The sequence below is a fragment of the Nitrincola lacisaponensis genome (assembly GCF_000691225.1).
Classification (GTDB): Bacteria; Pseudomonadota; Gammaproteobacteria; order Pseudomonadales; family Balneatricaceae; genus Nitrincola; species Nitrincola lacisaponensis.
Genome location: NZ_JMSZ01000016.1, coordinates 446,403 through 468,418, shown reverse-complemented (window position 1 = coordinate 468,418; position 22,016 = coordinate 446,403). Strand labels below are relative to the sequence as shown.

The 22,016-nt window shown below is 51.9% G+C and carries 19 protein-coding genes and 3 tRNA genes; 1 reads left to right on the top strand and 21 read right to left on the bottom strand.

What is annotated here, in order from left to right:
* Positions 1–47: 47 nt before the first annotated feature.
* The 12 genes from ADINL_RS05520 to pncC form a co-directional block, all read right to left on the bottom strand.
* Entirely contained in the window at positions 48–1,349 is a 1,302-nt protein-coding gene (locus tag ADINL_RS05520; RefSeq protein ID WP_036544705.1) for a sodium ion-translocating decarboxylase subunit beta, read from the bottom strand.
* A gap of 12 nt (positions 1,350–1,361) precedes the next feature.
* Positions 1,362–3,164, bottom strand: coding sequence for a sodium-extruding oxaloacetate decarboxylase subunit alpha (gene oadA / locus ADINL_RS05515; protein WP_036544703.1), 1,803 nt, complete (start codon positions 3,162–3,164; stop codon positions 1,362–1,364).
* Between the two features lie 38 nt (positions 3,165–3,202).
* Positions 3,203–3,463, bottom strand: a complete 261-nt coding sequence (locus tag ADINL_RS05510; protein WP_036544701.1) for an OadG family protein — start codon at positions 3,461–3,463, stop codon at positions 3,203–3,205.
* A gap of 327 nt (positions 3,464–3,790) precedes the next feature.
* Positions 3,791–3,867: transfer RNA gene (locus tag ADINL_RS05505), tRNA-Arg, on the bottom strand.
* 38 nt (positions 3,868–3,905) lie between these two features.
* Positions 3,906–3,982 (bottom strand) — tRNA-Arg (locus ADINL_RS05500).
* A gap of 12 nt (positions 3,983–3,994) precedes the next feature.
* Positions 3,995–4,084: transfer RNA gene (locus ADINL_RS05495), tRNA-Ser, on the bottom strand.
* A gap of 59 nt (positions 4,085–4,143) precedes the next feature.
* Positions 4,144–4,332: a carbon storage regulator CsrA gene (gene csrA / locus ADINL_RS05490; protein WP_036544699.1), complete on the bottom strand. Its 189-nt coding sequence runs from the start codon at positions 4,330–4,332 to the stop codon at positions 4,144–4,146.
* Between the two features lie 76 nt (positions 4,333–4,408).
* On the bottom strand, positions 4,409–5,644 hold the full coding sequence (locus ADINL_RS05485; RefSeq protein ID WP_036544697.1) for an aspartate kinase: 1,236 nt from the start codon (positions 5,642–5,644) through the stop codon (positions 4,409–4,411).
* Between the two features lie 56 nt (positions 5,645–5,700).
* Positions 5,701–8,289, bottom strand: a complete 2,589-nt coding sequence (gene alaS, locus ADINL_RS05480; protein WP_036545531.1) for an alanine--tRNA ligase — start codon at positions 8,287–8,289, stop codon at positions 5,701–5,703.
* Between the two features lie 99 nt (positions 8,290–8,388).
* Entirely contained in the window at positions 8,389–8,847 is a 459-nt protein-coding gene (locus ADINL_RS05475) for a regulatory protein RecX (RefSeq protein ID WP_036544695.1), read from the bottom strand.
* 111 nt (positions 8,848–8,958) lie between these two features.
* Positions 8,959–10,002, bottom strand: a complete 1,044-nt coding sequence (gene recA, locus ADINL_RS05470; RefSeq protein ID WP_036544692.1) for a recombinase RecA — start codon at positions 10,000–10,002, stop codon at positions 8,959–8,961.
* 74 nt (positions 10,003–10,076) lie between these two features.
* Positions 10,077–10,571, bottom strand: coding sequence for a nicotinamide-nucleotide amidase (pncC, locus tag ADINL_RS05465; RefSeq protein ID WP_036544690.1), 495 nt, complete (start codon positions 10,569–10,571; stop codon positions 10,077–10,079).
* A 151-nt stretch (positions 10,572–10,722) separates the two neighbouring features.
* On the opposite strand from pncC, the gene mutS reads away from it, so the two are divergent.
* Positions 10,723–13,284 carry a DNA mismatch repair protein MutS gene (mutS, locus tag ADINL_RS05460; protein ID WP_051632586.1) on the top strand — a complete coding sequence of 854 codons (2,562 nt, stop codon included), beginning with the start codon at positions 10,723–10,725 and terminating at the stop codon, positions 13,282–13,284.
* Here mutS and rpoS read toward each other — a convergent pair whose 3' ends face one another.
* The 9 genes from rpoS to ADINL_RS05415 all read right to left on the bottom strand — a co-directional run bounded on the left by rpoS (position 13,285) and on the right by ADINL_RS05415 (position 22,014).
* Positions 13,285–14,286 (bottom strand): RNA polymerase sigma factor RpoS, encoded by a 1,002-nt coding sequence (gene rpoS, locus ADINL_RS05455; RefSeq protein WP_152547633.1) that lies wholly within the window; start codon positions 14,284–14,286, stop codon positions 13,285–13,287.
* A gap of 53 nt (positions 14,287–14,339) precedes the next feature.
* Positions 14,340–15,203: a peptidoglycan DD-metalloendopeptidase family protein gene (locus ADINL_RS05450; RefSeq protein ID WP_036544687.1), complete on the bottom strand. Its 864-nt coding sequence runs from the start codon at positions 15,201–15,203 to the stop codon at positions 14,340–14,342.
* A gap of 12 nt (positions 15,204–15,215) precedes the next feature.
* Positions 15,216–16,133: a polyprenyl-phosphate transporter gene (locus tag ADINL_RS05445; RefSeq protein WP_204368196.1), complete on the bottom strand. Its 918-nt coding sequence runs from the start codon at positions 16,131–16,133 to the stop codon at positions 15,216–15,218.
* 17 nt (positions 16,134–16,150) lie between these two features.
* Positions 16,151–16,816, bottom strand: a complete 666-nt coding sequence (locus ADINL_RS05440) for a protein-L-isoaspartate(D-aspartate) O-methyltransferase (RefSeq protein ID WP_036544685.1) — start codon at positions 16,814–16,816, stop codon at positions 16,151–16,153.
* Positions 16,816–17,571 (bottom strand): 5'/3'-nucleotidase SurE, encoded by a 756-nt coding sequence (gene surE / locus ADINL_RS05435; protein ID WP_036544683.1) that lies wholly within the window; start codon positions 17,569–17,571, stop codon positions 16,816–16,818. The genes ADINL_RS05440 and surE overlap by 1 nt, the downstream gene beginning before the upstream one ends.
* Before the next feature lie 71 nt (positions 17,572–17,642).
* Positions 17,643–18,692 (bottom strand): tRNA pseudouridine(13) synthase TruD, encoded by a 1,050-nt coding sequence (truD, locus tag ADINL_RS05430; RefSeq protein WP_051632585.1) that lies wholly within the window; start codon positions 18,690–18,692, stop codon positions 17,643–17,645.
* Positions 18,689–18,988, bottom strand: a complete 300-nt coding sequence (gene ftsB / locus ADINL_RS05425; RefSeq protein ID WP_036544681.1) for a cell division protein FtsB — start codon at positions 18,986–18,988, stop codon at positions 18,689–18,691. The genes truD and ftsB overlap by 4 nt, the downstream gene beginning before the upstream one ends.
* 50 nt (positions 18,989–19,038) lie before the next feature.
* Positions 19,039–20,334 (bottom strand): phosphopyruvate hydratase, encoded by a 1,296-nt coding sequence (eno, locus tag ADINL_RS05420; protein WP_036544679.1) that lies wholly within the window; start codon positions 20,332–20,334, stop codon positions 19,039–19,041.
* Positions 20,335–20,385: 51 nt separating this feature from the next.
* Positions 20,386–22,014 carry a CTP synthase gene (locus tag ADINL_RS05415; protein ID WP_036544678.1) on the bottom strand — a complete coding sequence of 543 codons (1,629 nt, stop codon included), beginning with the start codon at positions 22,012–22,014 and terminating at the stop codon, positions 20,386–20,388.
* Between the last annotated feature and the right edge of the window lie 2 nt (positions 22,015–22,016).

Sequence of the window (22,016 nt, the reverse complement as noted above, 5' to 3'; positions counted from 1 at the left end):
CATAAAAAAAGGGCTGCTCAGCAGCCCTTTTTCGTTTCAACCCTTGTTTAACCTACAAACTTGATCATCACACCGGCAGCCACAGCTGAGCCGATTACGCCCGCTACGTTAGGGCCCATGGCGTGCATCAGCAGGAAGTTCTGCGGATTAGCCTCCAGACCCAGCTTATTGGACACCCGGGCAGCCATCGGAACAGCCGATACACCAGCTGAACCAATCAACGGATTAATGGCATTACCACCCATCATCCAGTTCATAATCTTGGCCATGATCACGCCTGCAGCTGTACCTACAGCAAACGCCACAATACCAAGAATCATGATACCCAGAGTCTGCAAATCCAGGAATTTATCAGCAATCAATACTGAACCGACAGACAGCCCGAGGAAAATTGTCACGATATTGATCAGCGCATTCTGTGCTGTATCACTCAAGCGATCCACCACACCACACTCACGCATCAGGTTACCAAAACAGAACATACCCAGCAGCGGAGCAGCATCAGGCAGCAACAAGGCAACCAGGAACAACAGCACCACAGGGAAAAGTATCTTTTCACGCTTGGACACATGACGCAGCTGACTCATGACGATTTTACGTTCACGTTTCGTCGTCAGTAACCGCATGATGGGTGGCTGAACCATCGGTACCAGTGCCATGTAGGCATAGGCAGAAACCGCGATAGCGCCCAGCAGGTGAGGTGCCAGCATGGTTGATACCCAGATAGCCGTTGGGCCATCAGCACCACCAATGATACCTATGGCTGCAGCTTCCTGAATACTGAAGTTCATCACCCCCATGCTGGTTAATGCTACCGCCCCGATGACAGTCGCAAAAATACCAAACTGAGCGGCAGCACCCAAAAACAGCGTGCGCGGATTAGCCAGCAAAGGACCGAAGTCTGTCATCGCACCAACACCCATGAAAATGAGCAGTGGTGCAGCACCGGACTTCACCGCAATGCTGTAAAAGTTATACAGCATGCCATTGTTAAAGCCAGCGTCTTGCGCCAGAAGTGTGGCAGCTGCCTTTATCGATGGAATTGCCTCAGCATACAGATGCTTCAACTCTCCCATATCAGCCGTAGAACTTCCCAAGAGTAATGCCAGATCAGCCAACAACTCAGGCCCACCATGGTAAAACGCATTTTCGACAGCAGAATAGGCAATGCCCGCTTGGGGAATATTGGCCAGAATACCGCCGAAGCCAATCGGCACCAACAACAAGGGTTCAAACTTTTTGTTGATCGCCAGATACAGCAACAGCACCCCAACAAAGATCATGACAACCTGGCCTGGGCTCAGGTTGTAGGCTCCGGAGGCATACCAGATACTTAAGAGCTTTTCCATTTATCGCACCTGTTATGCAAGCGTTAGCAGACTGTCGCCAACTTGAACGGAATCACCTTCCTTGATATCGACAGAAACAACCGAACCATCACGTGCTGCGCGGACCTCAGTTTCCATCTTCATCGCTTCCAGAATGATCAGCACCTCGCCTTCCTTGATCTGCTGTCCTGGTGATACCATGATTTTCCAGATATTACCGGCCAGCGGTGCAGCAACAGGCTCTCCAGATCCAGCTGGAGCTGCCGCAGGCGCACTTGTCGCCGCAACAGGTGCTACTGGAGTCACTGCGGATATATCACCACCTTCAGCAACCTGCACAACGTAACTTTGACCATTCACCGTAATGGTATACACACCGCTATCAGCAGACTTTGCCGGTACCGATGCGGCAGAAGCCGGGGCAGCCTCTTCACCCGTCGGAACAGGCTCAAATGCTGCGGGGTTGTTACGATTTTCAAGAAACTTCAAGCCGATTTGCGGGAAAAGCGCATAGGTAAGCACATCGTCAATCTCGCCATCACCAGTAACCAGCTGAATACCCTTTTCCTGCGCCAGCTTTTTCAGTTCAGCTGTCAACTTTTCAATTTCCGGTTCCAACAGATCAGCCGGACGACAAGTAATCGGCTCAGCACCATCAAGCACACGTGCCTGCAGTTCAGCATTGTAAGGCGCAGGTGCAGCACCATACTCACCTTTCAGAATTGCCTGAACCTCTTTGGATATACTCTTGTAACGCTCACCCATCAGCACATTGATCACCGCCTGAGTGCCGACAATTTGCGATGTCGGCGTTACCAGCGGGATAAGACCCAGGTCCTCACGTACTTTAGGAATTTCAGCCAGCACCGCATCAAACTTGTCTGCTGCGCCCTGCTCTTTCAACTGGCTTTCCATATTGGTCAGCATACCACCTGGTACCTGCGCCAACAGAATGCGTGAATCTGTGCCACGCAGAGACCCCTCAAACTTGGCGTACTTCTTACGCACCTGGCGGAAGTATGCAGCAATCTCTTCCAAGAGTTCCAGATTCAGACCTGTATCGCGCTCCAGACCCTGCAATGCCGCTACGACCGTTTCAGTAGCGGTATGGCCATAGGTCATGGACATGGAGGAAATTGAGGCGTCAACACGATCAATACCGGCTTCAATGGCTTTCAGTAAGGTCATATCAGCCAGACCCGATGTCGCATGGGATTGCAGCTGCACCTCAAGATCGGTCTGCGCTTTCAAGCGAGATACCAGATCGTAGGCATCGTAAGGTGTCAGAATGCCTGACATATCCTTGATCGCAATCGAGTCCGCTCCCATATCCTCAAGCGTACGCGCATAATCAACCCACATATCCAGCGTATGGACGCGACTGGTGGTGTAGGACATTGTGCCCTGCGCATGCTTGCCACAAGCCTTCACTGCCTTGATCGCTGCTTCCAGGTTACGCGGGTCATTCATGGCATCGAAAACGCGGAAGACATCCACACCGTTTGTCGCAGCGCGCTCAACAAAACGACTGACGACATCGTCAGCATAGTGACGGTAACCCAGCAGATTCTGCCCACGCAGCAGCATCTGCTGCTGCGTATTCGGCATGGCAGCCTTGAGCTCACGAATACGCACCCAGGGATCTTCACCCAGGTAACGGATACATGCATCAAATGTAGCACCGCCCCAACTTTCAACTGACCAGTAACCCACCTGATCCATTTTAGCGGCAATCGGGAGCATATCATCAAGGCGCATGCGTGTTGCCAACAAAGACTGATGGCCATCACGTAACACGAGTTCCGTGATGCCAAGCGTTTTCTGTGCGTCTGACATAGGGCTAACCTTTCTTGTTAAATGTAATTTAAAATGAATTATTGATCGTTACGATCAGCGCGGAATTTTTTCAGGGCGGCTGTCATCACAGCAATCAACACCTGATCATCTGGCTGACCTGATGGCGCAGCAGGCGCACTGCCTTTTTTGGCTGCAGTAACGGGAACGGGAGCTGGCTCAAAGCGCATAACCAGACGAGACATCAAGCTGGTAGCTATGACCAAGAGAGTGAGAAACACCACAACGAAGCCCATGCCGAACACCATCAGCGACAGGCCTTCTGCTAACAAGTCATCCATCGAACGCTCCTGCATCTGTTAAAACAGGTACATCTGCCATTGTGCTTTTGACGACTGACACCCTTCTTAAGGATGTGATGGCAAACGGGTTAAGTTGACCTGAACGACTCATCGCTACAGGTACCAATTTTTAGATAACCCCATTAAAACTAAATTTATACCGAGCAGCAATACTCAGTAACAGATGTAATTTTTTTACAAGAATAGACCAGACTACGTAAATTTGGATACCAGATACAGGCAAAAGACCAGAATCATCGTGAACATGAGGATTTGGGAGATAGAACAAATGAGGAGCAAGAAGTCTTAAAACAAGAGAGGAAGTAATGGCGCGCCCGAGAGGATTCGAACCTCTGACCGCCTGGTTCGTAGCCAGGTACTCTATCCAGCTGAGCTACGGGCGCACATCTTACTTTTTATGCTGCCGTTGTCTATTTGATGATGGCGCGCCCGAGAGGATTCGAACCTCTGACCGCCTGGTTCGTAGCCAGGTACTCTATCCAGCTGAGCTACGGGCGCATATCATCAAAATGGCGGTGAGTGAGGGATTCGAACCCTCGATAGAGTTTCCCCTATACGCCCTTAGCAGGGGCGCGCCTTCAGCCACTCGGCCAACTCACCTAACAACGGCGCATATAATACAAGGGAAAATCCCCAATGAAAAGAGAAATTTAAAAAAATTACTCTTTTCCTGTTTCCTCACCCTTTTCACGCTGAATTCGCTGATAAATCTCTTCGCGATGAACAGATACATCCTTCGGTGCATTGACACCGATGCGAACCTGATTACCCTTAACACCCAAAACAGTTACGGTGACATCATCACCTACCATCAAGGTTTCACCAACACGTCTAGTTAAAATCAGCATTTGAATCTCCTGGTCCTTGTCGCTGATAAGATCCTGACCCTTACAATAACGGCCTTGAGTCCTCAGCAGTTAATGGTTACTCAGATACTGTATCTGTAGCTTCAAGATTAAACGAAGAGTGCAGTGCACGCACGGCCAACTCCAGATATTTTTCCGCTATCACTACTGATACTTTAATCTCGGAAGTTGAGATCATCTGAATGTTTATATTTTCATTAGCCAAGGCATCAAACATTCGACTCGCCACTCCGGCGTGTGAGCGCATCCCGACACCCACGATGGATACCTTGGCTATTTTATTGCTCCCTGTGCACTCTCTGGCACCTAACTCAACAACTACCTTTTCCAGAATCGCTTTGGCTTTATCATAGTCATTACGATGCACGGTAAAGGTAAAGTCTGTGGTCTTATCTCCTGCCACATTCTGAACAATCATGTCGACTTCAATATTTGCGCGACTGACCGGCCCCAGAATTCTTGATGCCACGCCTGGAATATCAGGCACCCCCACTACAGTGAGTTTGGCTTCGTCACGATTAAATGCAATACCTGAGATAACCGGATTTTCCACGATACTGTCTTCCTCTGTTGTAATCAATGTACCAGGCCCATCAACCATACTCGACAGGACACGCAGGGGTACTTTATATTTGCCAGCAAACTCAACACTGCGTATCTGTAATACTTTAGACCCCAGGCTCGCCATTTCCAGCATTTCTTCGAAGGTTATCTTCTCCAGACGCCGCGCGGTTTCTACAACACGAGGATCAGTAGTATACACACCATCGACATCAGTATAGATCTGACACTCATCTGCTTTTAATGCAGCCGCCAGTGCCACACCAGTGGTATCAGAGCCCCCACGTCCAAGCGTGGTAATATTGCCTTCGGCATCAACCCCTTGAAAACCGGCAACCACAACCACCCGGCCTGCAGACAAATCCTGGCGCATCTTTCCAGTTTCAATATCCTGAATACGCGCCTTACCAAAGGCACTATCAGTCAGAATTTTCACCTGACTGCCGGTATAAGAACGTGCACTAATGCCACGTTTTTGCAACGCCATACACAACAATGCAATGGTGACCTGCTCTCCGGTAGACACCAACACATCCAGCTCACGAGCACTGGGATCGGGACTGATTGCTTTAGCCAAACCTATCAAACGGTTGGTTTCACCACTCATTGCCGACAGCACCACGACGACATCATCGCCACGATCACGAAAACCCTTTACTTTATCGGCTACAGCTTCAATCCGTTCGATTGACCCGACCGATGTACCGCCGTACTTTTGTACGTACAATGCCATTTCATCTCTCCGCGCGGGGTCTGCAAAGCATCACCCGACCAGTCATTTACACAAAATCAGGCGTTATTTAACAGTTCCGGCACACGCTGCAACGCTGCAGGGATTGCCGTAGCATCGGTACCACCGCCCTGAGCCATATCAGGGCGACCACCACCTTTACCGCCCAGCACAACAGCCAGCTCACGTACCAGATCACCCGCTTTTACACGCGTAGTCAAGTCCTTGGTGACGCCTGCAACCACACTGACCTTGTCATCAGTCCGCGCCAACAGCACCACCACACCACTGCCAAGTTTGTTTTTTAATTGGTCCATCAAATCACGCAAGGATTTCGGATCTGCACCTTCAATCTCTGTTGCCAGAACCGCAATGCCATTGATCTGCTGAACCTGGGATAACAGATCACCGCTCTGAGCTGTAGCCAGTTTGGCAGTCAGACGCTCCAACTCTTTTTCAAGCTGGCGGTTACGCTCTGCAACCTGGCGCACCTTATCCAGCAAATTGACACGCGAACCTTTAACCAGTGCTGCTATTTCAGATACCAAGGCATCATTCTCTGCGATGTACGCCAGCGCCTGGCGACCTGTAACCGCCTCAATTCGACGCACGCCCGCAGCAATACCGGCCTCACTGACAATCCGGAACACACCGATATCGCCCGTACGACCGGCATGTGTGCCACCACACAGTTCAAGTGAATAATCACCCATGCTCAGCACCCGGACATCGGCATCATACTTTTCACCAAACAGCGCCATAGCCCCCTTGGCCTTGGCCGCATCCAGTGACATTAATTCTGTCTCAACGGCCATATTGGCGCGTATCTGATCATTCACCTGCTGCTCAATCTGCTCCAGCTGCTCAGGTGTCACCGCCTCAAAATGAGAAAAGTCAAAACGCAGCCGCTCAGCATCGACCAGAGAACCTTTCTGTTGCACATGGTCACCGAGAATATTGCGTAATGCGGCATGCAGCAGGTGTGTTGCAGAATGGTTCAATGCTGTTGCCTGACGACGCTGCGCATCAACTTCAGTCACTACTTGATCATCCAGCAACAGTACACCTTCGGTCACCTCACCATGATGCAGGTGATGCTTGCCTTCTTTGGTGCAATCCACTACCTGAAACTGTCCACGATCCCAGCGCAGTACGCCGGCATCACCGACCTGACCACCGGACTCAGCATAAAAAGACGTGTTCTCCAGAATCACAACACCCTTCTCACCTGCTGCCAGCTGTTTCACGGATTCACCGTCTTTCAACAACAACACAACACGACTGCGATCCTGCAATGCACTGTAGCCATTGAAGCAGGTTGCACCCTCAAGCTGAATCTGATCGTTGTAGTCGACATTGAACTGTCCGGCGGAACGGGCACGCTCGCGCTGAGCTTCCATGGCCGCCTCAAAGCCATCCATATCCAGTGTCAACCCATGCTCACGCGCTACATCCGCGGTCAGGTCAACCGGGAAGCCATAGGTATCGTACAAGCGAAATACCGTGTCGCCCGACAGCACATCCCCCTGCAAGGACTCAATCGCCTGTTGCAGAATACTCATGCCATTATCAAGCGTACGCGCGAACTGCTGCTCTTCTTTAAGCAGAATTTTTTCAATCTGGGACTGCTGACTACGCAGTTCGGGATAGGCTTCGCCCATGACATCAGCCATAGCCTGTACCAGCTGATGGAAGAATACGCCCTTGGCACCTAACTTGTTCCCATGGCGTATTGCACGACGCACGATGCGCCGCAACACATAGCCACGCCCTTCATTCGAGGGCACCACGCCATCCGTAATCAGGAAGCAGCTGGAGCGGATATGGTCTGCAATGACACGCAGGGACTGTTGACCGGCTTCTTCGCAACCGACTGCAGTAGCAGCAGCAGCCAACAGACGTTGAAACAGGTCAATTTCATAGTTACTGTGAACGTTTTGCATCACTGCAGCAACACGCTCCAGCCCCATACCAGTATCGACAGAAGGCTTGGGCAGCGGCGTCATGGAACCATCTGCCGAGCGATTATACTGCATGAACACGATGTTCCAGATCTCTATATAGCGATCACCATCTTCATCCGGACTGCCTGGTGGCCCACCGGCAACATCAGGACCATGATCAAAAAAGATTTCCGTGCACGGACCACATGGACCCGTATCCCCCATCGACCAGAAGTTATCCTCATCCAGCTTGGAGAAGCGCTGAGGATCAACGCCAATACCTTCTTTCCAGATTTTTTCTGCTTCATCATCACTGTGATGGACTGTTACCCATAAGCGCTCAGCGGGTAACTGAAGCACTTCGGTTAAAAAAGTCCAGGCAAAACGGATGGCATCCTGTTTGAAATAGTCACCAAAACTGAAGTTACCCAGCATCTCGAAAAACGTATGATGACGCGCAGTATAGCCCACGTTTTCAAGGTCATTATGCTTACCACCCGCGCGCACACAGCGCTGCGAAGTCGTAGCGCGCAGATAATCACGTTTTTCCGTACCCAGAAAGACGTCTTTGAACTGAACCATACCGGCATTGGTAAACAGCAAGGTCGGATCATTGCCCGGAATCAACGAACTGGAGCTGACGATGGTATGCCCCTGCTCCTTGAAGTATTCAAGAAACGCCTGACGTATCTCTGCGCTGGTCATATATTGCATAGTTAACCTTCTGCTACCTGCTACGGGTCCAAAAATGACCGAAGATTATATAGAATAACTCTAAAATGTACGATATTTTTCCTTGCAATTTCACATCAAATCCGTTTTAAGCGCACGCTGTGCCTGATCGTAACTAAAGCCGTAATTCACCAGGTAACGCAAGCGCTTTGCTTGTTCTTTCAGATCAGCTCGGCCACTCAGATCAAAACGCTTAGTCGCCAGATTCAGTGCCAACGCATCCCAGTCAGGATCTGCCTCTTCAAGCAGCCGGTTAATCAGACTGGCAGGAATGCCTTTCTGCTGCAGTTCATAGCGGATACGTTTTGGACCCCAGTACTGACCCAGGCGCTGACGGATAAAACTTTCCGCACAACGCTGATCGCTGAGATAACCATCCTGCTCCAGTGCATCCAGAACATTATTTAATATTGAGACAGATGCAGCCTGCTGCCTGAGACGCTGAATTAACTCAAGACGGGAGTATTCGCGACGCGCCAGCAAACCGATCACCCGGTTTTTCAATGCAGCAGCATCCAGAGGAGTTTTCATGAAGTATCAACGTCCTGTTATTGGGTGAAGGTATCATACTCACACAAATGATAAACTTGCGAAGCGTGAAGACCGAACTGCATTCATCCTTGAATGCAGTGTAGCAAAGCCTCAGGACAAATCCAGTTGAGGCTCCTCAGTCACATCATCAGCCGAAGGCTTGACCGGCGTAGAAAGCAGGCGACGGCGAATTTCCAGCTCAATTTCTTCCGCAACATCCGGGTGCTCTTCAAGGTACTTGGCTGCATTAGCCTTGCCCTGACCAATCTTATCGCCCTTGTAGGCATACCAGGCACCGGATTTATCCACCAGCCCTTCTTTCACACCCAGATCAATCACCTCACCCATATGGTAAATACCACTACCGTACATGATCTGGAACTCGGCCTGTTTGAAGGGTGGGGAAACCTTGTTTTTGACAACCTTGACGCGAGTCTCGTTACCGACCACTTCGTCACCCTGCTTAACCGACCCGATCCGGCGAATATCCAGTCGCACAGACGCATAGAATTTCAATGCATTACCACCGGTAGTGGTTTCAGGTGAACCAAACATCACCCCGATCTTCATACGAATCTGGTTAATGAAGACCAACAGGGTATTGGCATTTTTGACACTTGAGGTCAGTTTTCGCAGCGCCTGAGACATCAAACGCGCCTGCAAACCGACATGAGAGTCACCCATTTCACCTTCAATTTCTGCTTTAGGCGTCAACGCAGCAACCGAGTCCACGACGATCACATCAACCGCGTTGGAGCGCACCAGCATATCGGTAATTTCCAGCGCCTGCTCCCCGGTATCCGGCTGAGAGACCAATAAAGCATCAACATCAACACCCAGTTTTTCCGCATAAATCGGGTCCAGCGCATGCTCGGCGTCGACAAACGCACAGGTTTTACCCTGCTTTTGTGCCTGAGCGATAACCTGTAGTGTCAAAGTGGTTTTACCGGATGACTCAGGGCCATAGATTTCCACTACACGACCATACGGCAGACCACCCAGACCCAACGCAATATCCAGCCCCAAAGAGCCTGTCGATACAGAAGGAATAGCCTCTCGCGGCTGATCCCCCATACGCATGACTGCACCCTTACCAAACTGACGCTCTATCTGTGACAGCGCCGCATCCAGCGCTTTCTTCCTGTTTTCATCCATTGACTCGTGACCTCTGGTTTTGGCGATAGTACACCGACCGAAATACTGTATATCTGAACAGTATTATTTCACATTTACACTGAAATGCAAGTCTCCTGAGGCAGGTAGGCCAAGATACCCTCCAGGGCCTGCTCAACAGCCTGAGCACGAACTGACTGACGGTCACCACTGAAAAAACTCAGACAGGTCACGGTGGCATGATCGCGTATGGCCCAGGCGAACCATACAGTACCTACCGGCTTACGAGGTGTGCCACCATCCGGCCCGGCGACACCGCTGATTGCCACGGCAATATCTACCCCCGCATGACGCAAGGCACCTTCAGCCATCTGCACCACCACAGCTTCAGACACAGCCCCCCGGTCCTCAAGCACCTCTGCGCTGACGCCTAACATTCGTTGCTTGGCGGCATTGGAATAAGTGACATACCCTGCATCAAACCAGGCAGAGGAACCTGGTATCTGAGTGAGCAGCTCGGCTACCCAGCCACCAGTGCACGACTCAGCAGTGACCATACGTGCCTGACGTTTCAACAACGCCTGCCCCACTTCTGCTGCCAGATCTCTCATTCTCTGTTTTCCCCGTTTCGGAGCCTATTGTATTTAACGTAGAATAGAAGGCATTAAAAACCAGTGTCCATTCAGTTGCAATCATTACGGAGTTTCTGTGTCTTCCAGCACTGCTAGCGCCAGCGAATCCTCTCTCGACAAGCACACCCCCATGATGCAGCAGTACTTTCGCATCAAGGCAGAGCACCCACACCAAATGCTGTTCTACCGCATGGGAGACTTTTATGAGCTGTTCTTTGATGATGCCAAACGCGCAGCACAGCTGCTGGATATTTCCTTAACGGCTCGTGGAAAGTCCGGCGGTCAACCGATCCCCATGGCAGGTGTGCCTTACCATGCCGCTGAAGGCTATATCGCACGACTGGTTCGTCAGGGAGAGTCGGTCGTTATCTGTGAGCAAGTGGGTGATCCGGCGACCAGCAAAGGTCCCGTTGAGCGCCAGGTCGCACGCATTGTCACGCCGGGTACACTGACAGATGAGGCGTTTCTTGAAGCACGTACTGATAACCTGTTAGTCGCCCTGTGTCGCCACCAGCATCAGGCTGGGCTGGCACAGCTGGATCTGAGCTCAGGGCGTTTCAGTCTGCTACAGCTGGACAGTGAAGCAGACCTGATCGCCGAAGTCGAGCGACTGCAACCTGCTGAAATTCTTTATAATGACAGCCACGGGCTACCACCCGCACTGCAACAACGAAAAGGCCTGCATGCCCAGCCACCCTGGTATTTTGAACCTGATACAGCTGAACGACTGTTGTGCCAGCAGTTCAGTGTCAGCAATCTGGAAGGGTTTGGCTGTACACATTTACCACTGGCAATTGCTGCCGCTGGCTGCCTGCTGCAATACGCGCGAGATACCCAGCGCAGCAGCCTGCCTCACATTCGACGTCTGCAGGTTGAAGATCGCAGCGAAGCACTATTAATGGATGCCGCCACCCGCCGTAACCTGGAACTGGATCTGAATCTGAATGGCGGACGAGACAACACTCTGGCGTCGGTGCTGGATCGCACCCAAACCGCCATGGGCAGTCGTCTGCTGAAGCGCTGGCTGCACCGACCACTACGCGATCTCAACCGCCTGCAACTGCGCCAGGATGCGATTCGCTGGTTGCTGGAAGATTACCGCCATGAAACCCTGGCAGAGACACTGCGCCCCGTCGGTGACTGTGAACGTATTCTGTCCCGTGTTGCACTGCGATCTGCCCGTCCTCGGGACCTGGAGCGCTTACGTGATGCACTACAGGCCCTGCCCGGTATTCAATCGCTCCTAGCGGGCACAGATGCCGAACGCATCCTGATGCTGGCCAGTGAAATCAATACCTTTCCAGAGCTGGCCGAGCTGTTGCAACGCGCCATCATCGACTCACCACCGGTAGTGATTCGCGACGGAGGTGTAATCGCCGAAGGTTATGACACCGAGCTGGATGAACTGCGCGGCATCAGTGAAAATGCTGGTGAGTACCTGCTGCAACTGGAACAACGTGAACGCGAACGCAGCGGCATTGCCACCCTCAAGGTTGGCTATAACCGGGTACATGGCTACTATATTGAACTGAGTCGTAGCCAGGCTGAAACTGTACCCGCAGACTATATTCGCAGGCAAACACTGAAAAATGCCGAGCGTTTTATCACACCGGAACTGAAAACCTTTGAAGACAAGGCTCTCAGTGCAAGAGGCCGGGCCCTGGCGCGGGAAAAACTGCTCTACGACGAGCTGCTGGAAAAACTGGCAGAACAACTTGCCGATCTGCAAGTATCCGCTGCATCCCTGGCTGAACTGGATCTGCTCTGCTGCCTGGCTGAACGTGCGGAAACCCTGCAATATTGTCGTCCACTGTTGGTGCAGGATGCATTGCTTGAGATACGTGGTGGCCGACACCCGGTCGTAGAACAGGTCAACGACACGCCCTTTGTATCAAACGATCTGCACCTCGATGCATCACAGCATATGCTGATCATTACCGGCCCCAATATGGGTGGTAAATCGACCTATATGCGACAGGTCGCCTTAATTACACTGATGGCGCAGATTGGCAGCTATGTTCCGGCTGACACCGCACGCATCGGTCTGACAGACCGTATTTTCACACGCATGGGCTCTTCAGATGACCTGGCAGGTGGGCGATCCACGTTTATGGTCGAGATGCACGAAACAGCCAATATTCTGCACAATGCAACACCCAGAAGCCTGGTCTTGATGGATGAAGTGGGTCGTGGCACCAGCACTTTTGACGGCTTATCGCTGGCCTGGTCCTGCGCCGAACAGCTCGCCAGTGAAATTCGCGCCATGGTATTGTTTGCAACCCACTATTTCGAACTCACCACGCTGCCGGAACGCATTCCGGGTATTCGCAATGTTCACCTGACGGCGATTGAACATCAGGACTCGATAGTGTTTATGCATGAAGTGCGTGATGGTGCAGCCAGCCAAAGCTATGGCTTGCAGGTCGCCCAGCTCGCAGGTGTGCCACCCAAGGTCATTGAACGGGCACGGGAGAAGCTGATTCAACTGGAACAGGACACTCGTCCGGTACCAGGACAGCATGAAATACCACGTGAAACGGGTGGACCGGTACAGCCAGATATGTTTGCCAGCCCACAGCCGGGACCTGCAGAGATCAGACTGAAAGCCCTGTGCCCGGATGAGCTGACACCCCGCCAGGCACTGGACCTTGTGTATGAACTCAAAGCCCTGCTGGAATCAAGGACAGGCTGATTATTGCAACAGGTCTTCGCCCGTCAGGCCGTTTTTCTCGACGATCTCACGTAGCTTTCGCAGACCCTCAACCTGAATCTGTCTGACCCGTTCGCGGGTCAGGCCGATTTCATTACCCACCTCTTCCAGCGTACTCATTTCATAGCCCCGAAGCCCAAAGCGTCGTGCAATGACTTCGGCATGTTTCTCCGGCAACATATCCAGCCAACGGTTCAGATTACCGCTGATATTGGTTGTCTGTAGCAAAGACTCGGGATCAGAGTTTTCCGAATCTGCCAGTGTATCCAGCAGAGGCTTGTCGCTGCCGCCTGCACCAGGGACGTCAATCGATGCCACACGCTCATTCAGGCCCAGCATGCGCTCAACACTTTCAACCGGCTTTTCGACCAGTGTCGCAATCTCTTCAGCCGTCGGCTCATGATCAAGCTTCTGTGCCAACTGGCGCGATGCCCGCAAGTACAGATTCAACTCTTTGACGACATGTATCGGCAAGCGAATGGTGCGGGTCTGATTCATGATGGCACGCTCAATTGTCTGACGTATCCACCAGGTCGCATAGGTTGAAAAACGAAACCCTCGTTCTGGATCAAATTTTTCTACTGCACGTATCAGTCCGAGGTTACCCTCCTCAATCAGATCCAGCAGCGTGAGTCCCCGGTTGATGTAACGACGGGCAATTTTAACCACCAGGCGCAGATTGCTTTCAATCATACGCTTGCGTGCAGCTTCATCACCCTTGAGCGCCAAACGTGAAAAATAGACCTCCTCTTCCGCTGTCAGTAACGGAGAAAAGCCTATCTCATTCAGATAGATTTGTGTGGCATCGAGACTTTTTGCATTCATCAGATCCTGATGCGTCGCGCTGCCACGGCCACGACCGCTGTTCAAAAACTCATCGGCATCCGTGTCGATATCGTCCTCCTCATCCTGTTGATCGAGTTCATCTACCAAGTCATCCGAATCCAGAATGAATTCGTCTTCTAGCTTGTCGCTGTCGTTCATTGACACCATGTACTAACCCTTCAGTAGGCCTCTGGATGATCCAGTCATTATTGTTATCGTCTCGGGAGATAACTCAAAGGATCTACGGGTCTGCCGTCGCGCCGGATCTCAAAATGCAACTGCACCCGATCTGTCCCTGTTTGCCCCATCTCCGCGATTTTATCACCAGCTTTAACCATATCATTTTCACTGACCAGAATGCGACTGTTATGCGCATAGGCACTTAAAAACTCACGGTTATGGTTCACAATGACCAGATTGCCATAGCCTAACAGACCACTGCCGGCATAGACTACTCGACCATCGGCTGCTGCCCTCACGGGATCACCCTGCTGCCCAGCAATATCGATCCCTTTATTTCCACCTTCTTGAGAAGAAAAGCGGCGGATAATAGGCCCTTCAGCCGGCCATCGCCAGACCAGAGCGCCACTGCTTGTCGCTGGCGAAGGTGATGAGGCAACGGGTCGAGCAGCAGGCTGCTGTGCAGTAGATGATGATGCCGGCTGACTTGAGGTCTGGGCAGCAGGCGCTGTAGTCTGTTGCGATGATGAAGCCGGTGCTGGTGTGGCTGCCACAGGTGCCGCTGCAACAGCCGCACTGCCTCCAGGGCTCAAACGTAAAACCTGCCCCGGAAAAATCTGAAAGCGCTCATTAAGGTTATTCCATCGCGCCACTTCACGGTAATCCAGACCATAGCGCCAGGAAATCGAATAGAGCGTATCACCACGATTCACCGTGTAGCTGCCAGGATTAGGCAAGGGAGCAGGACGACTGGCTGTGGCGGGTGCGGTGACGGGCACGCCTATCTGGCGAGCACCCATTGAACGGTCAGTGACAGGCGCATAGCCGGTGCTGCAGCCTTGAAAAAGGCCCAGTGACAGTATCCCGACGATATAAGCGATCCTGCCCCTGCGCACACTGACTCCCGATCAACGTCTATCCAGTACCAGTACTAATATGACACCCAACACCATCAGACCCACCGCGACCAGTGTCATAGGATCCTGTCCGGTCAAGGCATGAAAGGTATCTGGCAGAATATTCTTCTGCTGTATCGGGACCTCTTCGCCCTGACGGTTGATACTGTACGACAGAGTGTACTTCCAAGGCCAGACCCTGTTCAGAGAACCCAGCATGAATCCGCCCAGCAAAGACAACGTCAGCACCCGATAGTGTGCAAAAGCCCAGCTCAATACCCGGGAAAAGCTCAGCAGGCCAATCACGCAACCCAACACAAATACGGCAATAAAATCCAGCTGGAATGCTTTCAATGCCATCAGCACCGGCGCATACATGCCAAGCAACAGAAGAATAAAGCTGCCTGAAATACCTGGCAATATCATGGCACAAATCGCCACCATTCCAGACACAAAAATCATCATATAACCTGGATCAGCCACGCCCGGTGTCATGGATGTGACCTGCAATGCCAGAAGAGTCCCCAATACAAAAACAGCGGCAACATTCCAGCCAAAACGCCCGGTATGACGCATGACGCTCCAGGTGGACGCCAGAATCAGGCCAAAGAAAAATGACCAGAGCAGGACGGGGTATTGATCCAGCAGATACAGCACGACCCGGGCCAACGTCAGCAGGCTGAATAGAATGCCGCCAACCAGTGTCAGTAAAAACGTCCCGTTTATATGGCGCCAGCAGGCGGCTATACCCTGTGTAAAGAGCACCTTCAGCGCTTCCGGGCCACATTGCTTCAGGCTATGAATCAGCTCTTCGTAAATGCCGGTAATAAATGCAACAGTGCCACCTGAGACACCCGGTACAGCATCAGCTGCCCCCATAAGCATTCCCTTACCCGCCAACACCGCATACTCTTTTTTGCTTCGCTGCATCTGTACTCAAATCCTTATCAGCGTACCAGTCCGCTCAACAACGGAACAAACTTAACACCTTCCAGAACTTCTGTGGTGTAACTGCCATTTTCCAAACGCGTTACCCGTTTGAGCTGTTGTAAATCACCGCCAACAGGAATCACCAATCGTCCACCAGGCGCCAGCTGTGCCAGCAATTCGGAAGGCACCTCAGCCGGAGCGGCTGTCACCAGAATGCCATCAAAGGGACCCTTTTCAGGCCACCCCATACCACCATCACTGTGACGTAAAGTAACATTGTAGAGTTTCAGGCGCTGCAAGCGACTGCGCGCTTTATCCTGCAAAGGACGTATCCGCTCAACACTGCATAATTGATCGACCAGTTGCGCTAATACCGCTGTCTGGTAGCCTGAACCTGTTCCGACTTCGAGCACATTTTTCAATGGGCCATCTGCCAACAAGGCTTCAGTCATTCGCGCGACGGTATAAGGCTGTGAGATCGTCTGATTAAACCCGATCGGCAACGACGTGTCTTCATAGGCGCGGTGAGCCAGAGCCTCATCGAGAAACAGATGACGCGGTGTTGCCAAAAGCACATCCAGCACACGCTGATCGCTAATGCCTTTTTCCTTCAATCTGGAAATCAGCCGCTCACGTGTACGTCGTGAGGTCATACCTATTCCCTGAAGGTCCAGATCTACCATCACAGTTCCTCAAGCCAACTGGCCAGATTATCCATTCCGGAATAATGGGTCATATCAATTTGCAATGGCGTCACAGAGACGCAGTGCTGCTCAAGGGCAAAGAAATCAGTGCCCGGGTCACGGTCAGCAACATCTCCGGCGCCAGCAATCCAGTAACGCACCTTGCCGCGCGGATCTTCAGCGGGTACGGGCAGATTTGCGGCCAAGCGGTGTCCGAGTCGTGTTACATGAATGCCACGAATCTGTTCCATGGGCAAATCGGGAATATTGACATTCAACACAGTACGCGGAGCTATGACCAAAGAGTCGAGTTTAGCCACGATACTCCGAACAATTTCAGCGGCCGTATCAAAATGCCGGGGATGAAAGCTGTTCATTGATACCGCTATAGGTGGCAAACGACAGGTACGCCCTTCCATCGCCGCAGCGACTGTCCCGGAATAGAGTACATCGTCACCCAGATTAGCCCCGACATTAATACCGGAAACAACGATATCTGGCACAAAACCATCCAGAAACAACCCGGAGCGCCCTAAATGCACGCAATCTGTCGGTGTCCCATTAACACTGAAATAACCACTGGTATGGCGGTAGGTTTCCAGAGGCCGATCCAGCGTCAACGCATTACTTGCACCACTGCGATTACGATCCGGTGCGACCACACACAATTCATCGGCATCCTGTCGCAAAGCCTCTGCCAGAATAGCAAGGCCTGGTGCGTATACCCCATCATCATTGGAGACTAAAATTTTCATCTCTTCTCTCTGGACGCTGTATGGCAACGTCTTTAATTAGCACTTTGAACAACTCATCAAGCTGATTTTTTCTAACGACCGGCTTGCAGCTGACACAGCTCACGCAACACACTGGTTGCAAACACACCCGCAGGCAAGGCAAATCTAATCACCCAGTCGGCCGTATCCACCTGCTCAATCGCTGGCGACTGCATTTTAACACGTACGGCGCGCCGTTCCTGATTCAGCCCCAGGGATTCAAGCCCGACACACAGAGCCTGCCAAGGCTCCAGAACAGACAACTCAAAAGCCTCAGCATCTGCACCAGTCATCAAACCGCCACGCCCCCAGAGCGGAGCTGTCAGGTGTAACTCTCCCTGATCCAATCGCTCTTGCAAGGCTGGCAGCTCTGCCTCTTCACTGACACAAAAACAACTCTGACTGGCATTAAGCATCAATACCTCACCCAGAGCAAGCCTGTTCCATCGCCCCGCATCAATACGGGCAGACACAACCCGGTTGAACAGCATGGAACGTAACGCAGAAATATACAGCCCACGCTTTTGCCGATTACGCTCTCTCAAGCTACCCAGCAACATCTGCTCGGCCTTGTAAAGGTTGCCATAACCATGACCAAAACGCTGTTCACCAAAGTAGTTGGGAACACCCAACTGGATCAACTGCTGAAAACGTGACTGCAACGCCTCAGGGTCACTGACCTGACGTAGACGTATCGCAAAGCGGTTTCCCTGATGAACACCGGTTTTCAGCTTACGACCATGCCGCTGTTGCTGCAGCACTTGAATAGAATCAGATTCAAACCCGCTCCAGTCTATGGACTGATTCAATGGTAGACGCAGACTGAACCACTGATCGGTGACAGCATGACGATCCTTTTTGCCCGCATACCCTATATCACGGACATGCGTTTGTGTATGACGTGCCAGTTGCTGCGCAACCCAGTCGGTATTCTCACCGGTTTTACGCAGCTGCACGAACAGGTGCTCACCCTGCCCATCCAGCTCAAACCCCAGAATTTCTTCGACCTGAAAATCTGCTGGCTCTGCACGAAAGAGCGCACAACACTCGGGAGGCCCAAGCAAATAGGATTCAGTTTGATGCAGCGATTCTATCAGGCTCATGGTTGTGGCCGCCGAGTCGGACCGGGCTCGATCAGACGGAAAAAGGTTTCACCCTCCTGGATCAGCCCCATTTCACTGCGTGCACGCTCTTCGATAGCCTTTAGACCCTGTTTAAGATCCGCCACCTCAGCCTCCAGTCGCTGATTACGTTCGGTCAGCAACTGGTTTTCCCGACGCTGCTCAATAATCGCCTGCTCCAGCTGCCAAACCTGACGAAGATTCGGATCACCCAGCCACAGGCGATATTGCAAACCTGCCAATAACAGCAGTAACCCTAGAATTAACAGACGAAACACTCAGTCACCTGCCTCAAGCCGGGGAAGCTCTGCTTCCCCGGAACAGCTCATCAGGCCTGGCCTTTGATTTCAGCAAGACCGTTATAGATCGCCTGATCACCCAGCTCAGCTTCAATGCGCAGCAGACGGTTATACTTGGCCACACGGTCAGAACGACACAAAGAGCCGGTTTTAATCTGTCCCGCAGCAGTACCTACAGCCAGATCAGCAATAGTCGTATCTTCAGTTTCACCTGAACGGTGCGAAATGACTGCAGTATAGCCTGCTTCTTTAGCCATCCGAATCGCATCCAGCGTTTCAGTCAGAGAACCGATCTGATTGAATTTGATCAGTATTGAATTAGCGATATTCTTTTCAATACCTTCCTGCAGGATCTTGGTATTGGTCACAAACAGGTCATCACCAACCAGTTGGACCTTGTCACCGATCTTGCGTGTCAGGTCTGCCCAACCGGCCCAGTCTGACTCATCCATGCCATCTTCAATCGATACAATCGGATATTTCTCAGACAGGCTCTTCAGATAGTCTGCAAAACCTGCTGAATCAAATACCTGACCTTCTCCAGCCAGATCATATTGTCCTGCGGTGTAGAACTCAGAAGCAGCGCAGTCGAGCGCCAGCGTCACATCCTTGCCCAGCTCATAGCCCGCTTTTTCAATCGCTTCACGAATCACAACCAGCGCTTCTTCATTGGAACCCAGGTTCGGTGCAAAACCACCTTCGTCACCCACAGCCGTGTTCAAACCACGCGCTTTCAGCACTGCCTTCAATGCATGAAAGATTTCGGTACCACAACGCAAGGCTTCACTGAAGCAGGTAAAGTTCACCGGCTGAACCATGAATTCCTGAATATCAACGTTATTGTCAGCATGTTCGCCACCATTCAGAATATTCATCATGGGCACAGGCATGGAGTATTGCCCCGGAGTACCGTTTAAATCAGCAATATGTGCATAGAGAGGGACGCCTTTAGCAACAGCTGCCGCTTTTGCCGCTGCCAGTGATACCGCCAGAATGGCGTTGGCACCGAGCACAGACTTGTTTTCTGTCCCGTCCAGCGCCAGCATTTTTCCATCCAGCGCACGCTGATCCGTAACATCCATGCCCAGCAGAGCTTCACGAATCGTGCTGTTCACGGCAGCTACTGCTTTCAGTACACCTTTACCCAGGTAACGTGACTTATCGCCATCACGCAGTTCCAGCGCCTCGCGAGAACCGGTTGAAGCACCAGAGGGCGCACAAGCCGTGCCAATAACGCCAGAGTCCAGAATGACATCCGCTTCAACGGTTGGGTTGCCACGCGAATCCAGAACCTCACGCGCCTTGATATCAGCAATCTTTGCCATGACTTATACTCTCCGATTAAATGGGTAAATAACGCTCATATCCTGTATGCATCAGACCGATGCACTGTAATCCAAAGCCGCCTGGATAAAGCCTGTAAACAAACCATGTCCATAGCGAGGGGTCGAAGTGAACTCCGGATGGAACTGGCAGGCCACAAACCAGGGATGATCAGGTACCTCAACCACTTCCACCAACTCACCGTCTGCTGAACGACCGGCAATCAGTAACCCGGCTTTTTCCAACAGAGGGACGTAGTGATTATTCACTTCATAACGATGGCGATGACGCTCGCGTATCTCGGTCGCACCGTACATCTGCGCTGAACGCGAGCCTTCAACCAGATGACAGACCTGTGCACCCAGGCGCATGGTCCCGCCCAGATCAGTTTCGGCACTGCGCTGCTCGACATTGCCATCCAGATCCACCCATTCAGTGATCAAGCCGATCACCGGATGTGCCGAATGCTTGTCAAATTCGGTTGAGTTTGCCTGTGCCAGCCCAGCCACATGACGGGCATATTCAATCACGGCCACCTGCATACCCAGACAGATACCCAGATAGGGCACTTTGTTCTCACGCGCAAAGCGGGCCGCCAGAATTTTACCTTCCACACCACGCTCGCCAAAGCCGCCCGGCACCAGTATGGCTGAAACGCCCTCCAGAATAGCCGTGCCTTCACGCTCAACGCGCTCGGAATCGATATATTCAATACGTACTTTTTTACGCAGCGCGATACCTGCATGCGTAATCGCTTCAATCAGCGATTTGTACGCATCCAGCAACTCCATGTACTTGCCCACCATGGCGATACGCACTTCACCTTCCGGATTCAGGAAACAGTCCGCGACACGGTCCCACTCCTGCAGATCGGCGACCGGACAGTCAAGACGGAAACGGTCTGCAACGATGTCATCCAGACCCTGCTCGAACAGCATGCGCGGGATTGAATAGATCGAACGCGCATCCGGCAGGGAAATTACCGCACGCTCTTCAACATTGGTAAACATCGCCAGTTTACGGCGCGCCGACGCTGGTAAAGCCTGCTCAGAACGGCACACCAGAATATCGGGCTGAATACCGATAGAGCGCAACTCTTTAACCGAGTGCTGAGAGGGTTTGGTTTTGGTTTCACCAGCCGTGGCAATATAAGGCACCAGTGTCAGGTGCATGAACAGGGCGTTATTGGCACCCACTTCAATACGCAGCTGACGCACAGCTTCCAGGAACGGCAGTGATTCAATATCACCGACTGTACCGCCGATTTCCACCAGGGCAACATCTGCCCCGCTGGCGCCTTCGACAACTCGGCGTTTGATTTCATCGGTAATATGAGGAATAACCTGAACGGTCCCCCCCAGATAATCACCCCGGCGCTCCTTGCGCAGCACGTGCTGATACACACGTCCGGTGGTGAAATTGTTACGACGCGTCATGGTAGTACGAATGAAGCGTTCATAGTGTCCAAGGTCCAGGTCGGTCTCGGCACCGTCATCGGTAACAAAAACCTCTCCATGCTGGAATGGACTCATAGTACCCGGATCCACGTTAATGTATGGATCGAGCTTAAGCATAGTGACCTTGAGACCGCGGGCCTCAAGAATGGCTGCCAGTGAAGCTGAGGCAATACCTTTGCCCAGTGAGGACACTACACCGCCTGTGACGAATATATACCGCGTCATGC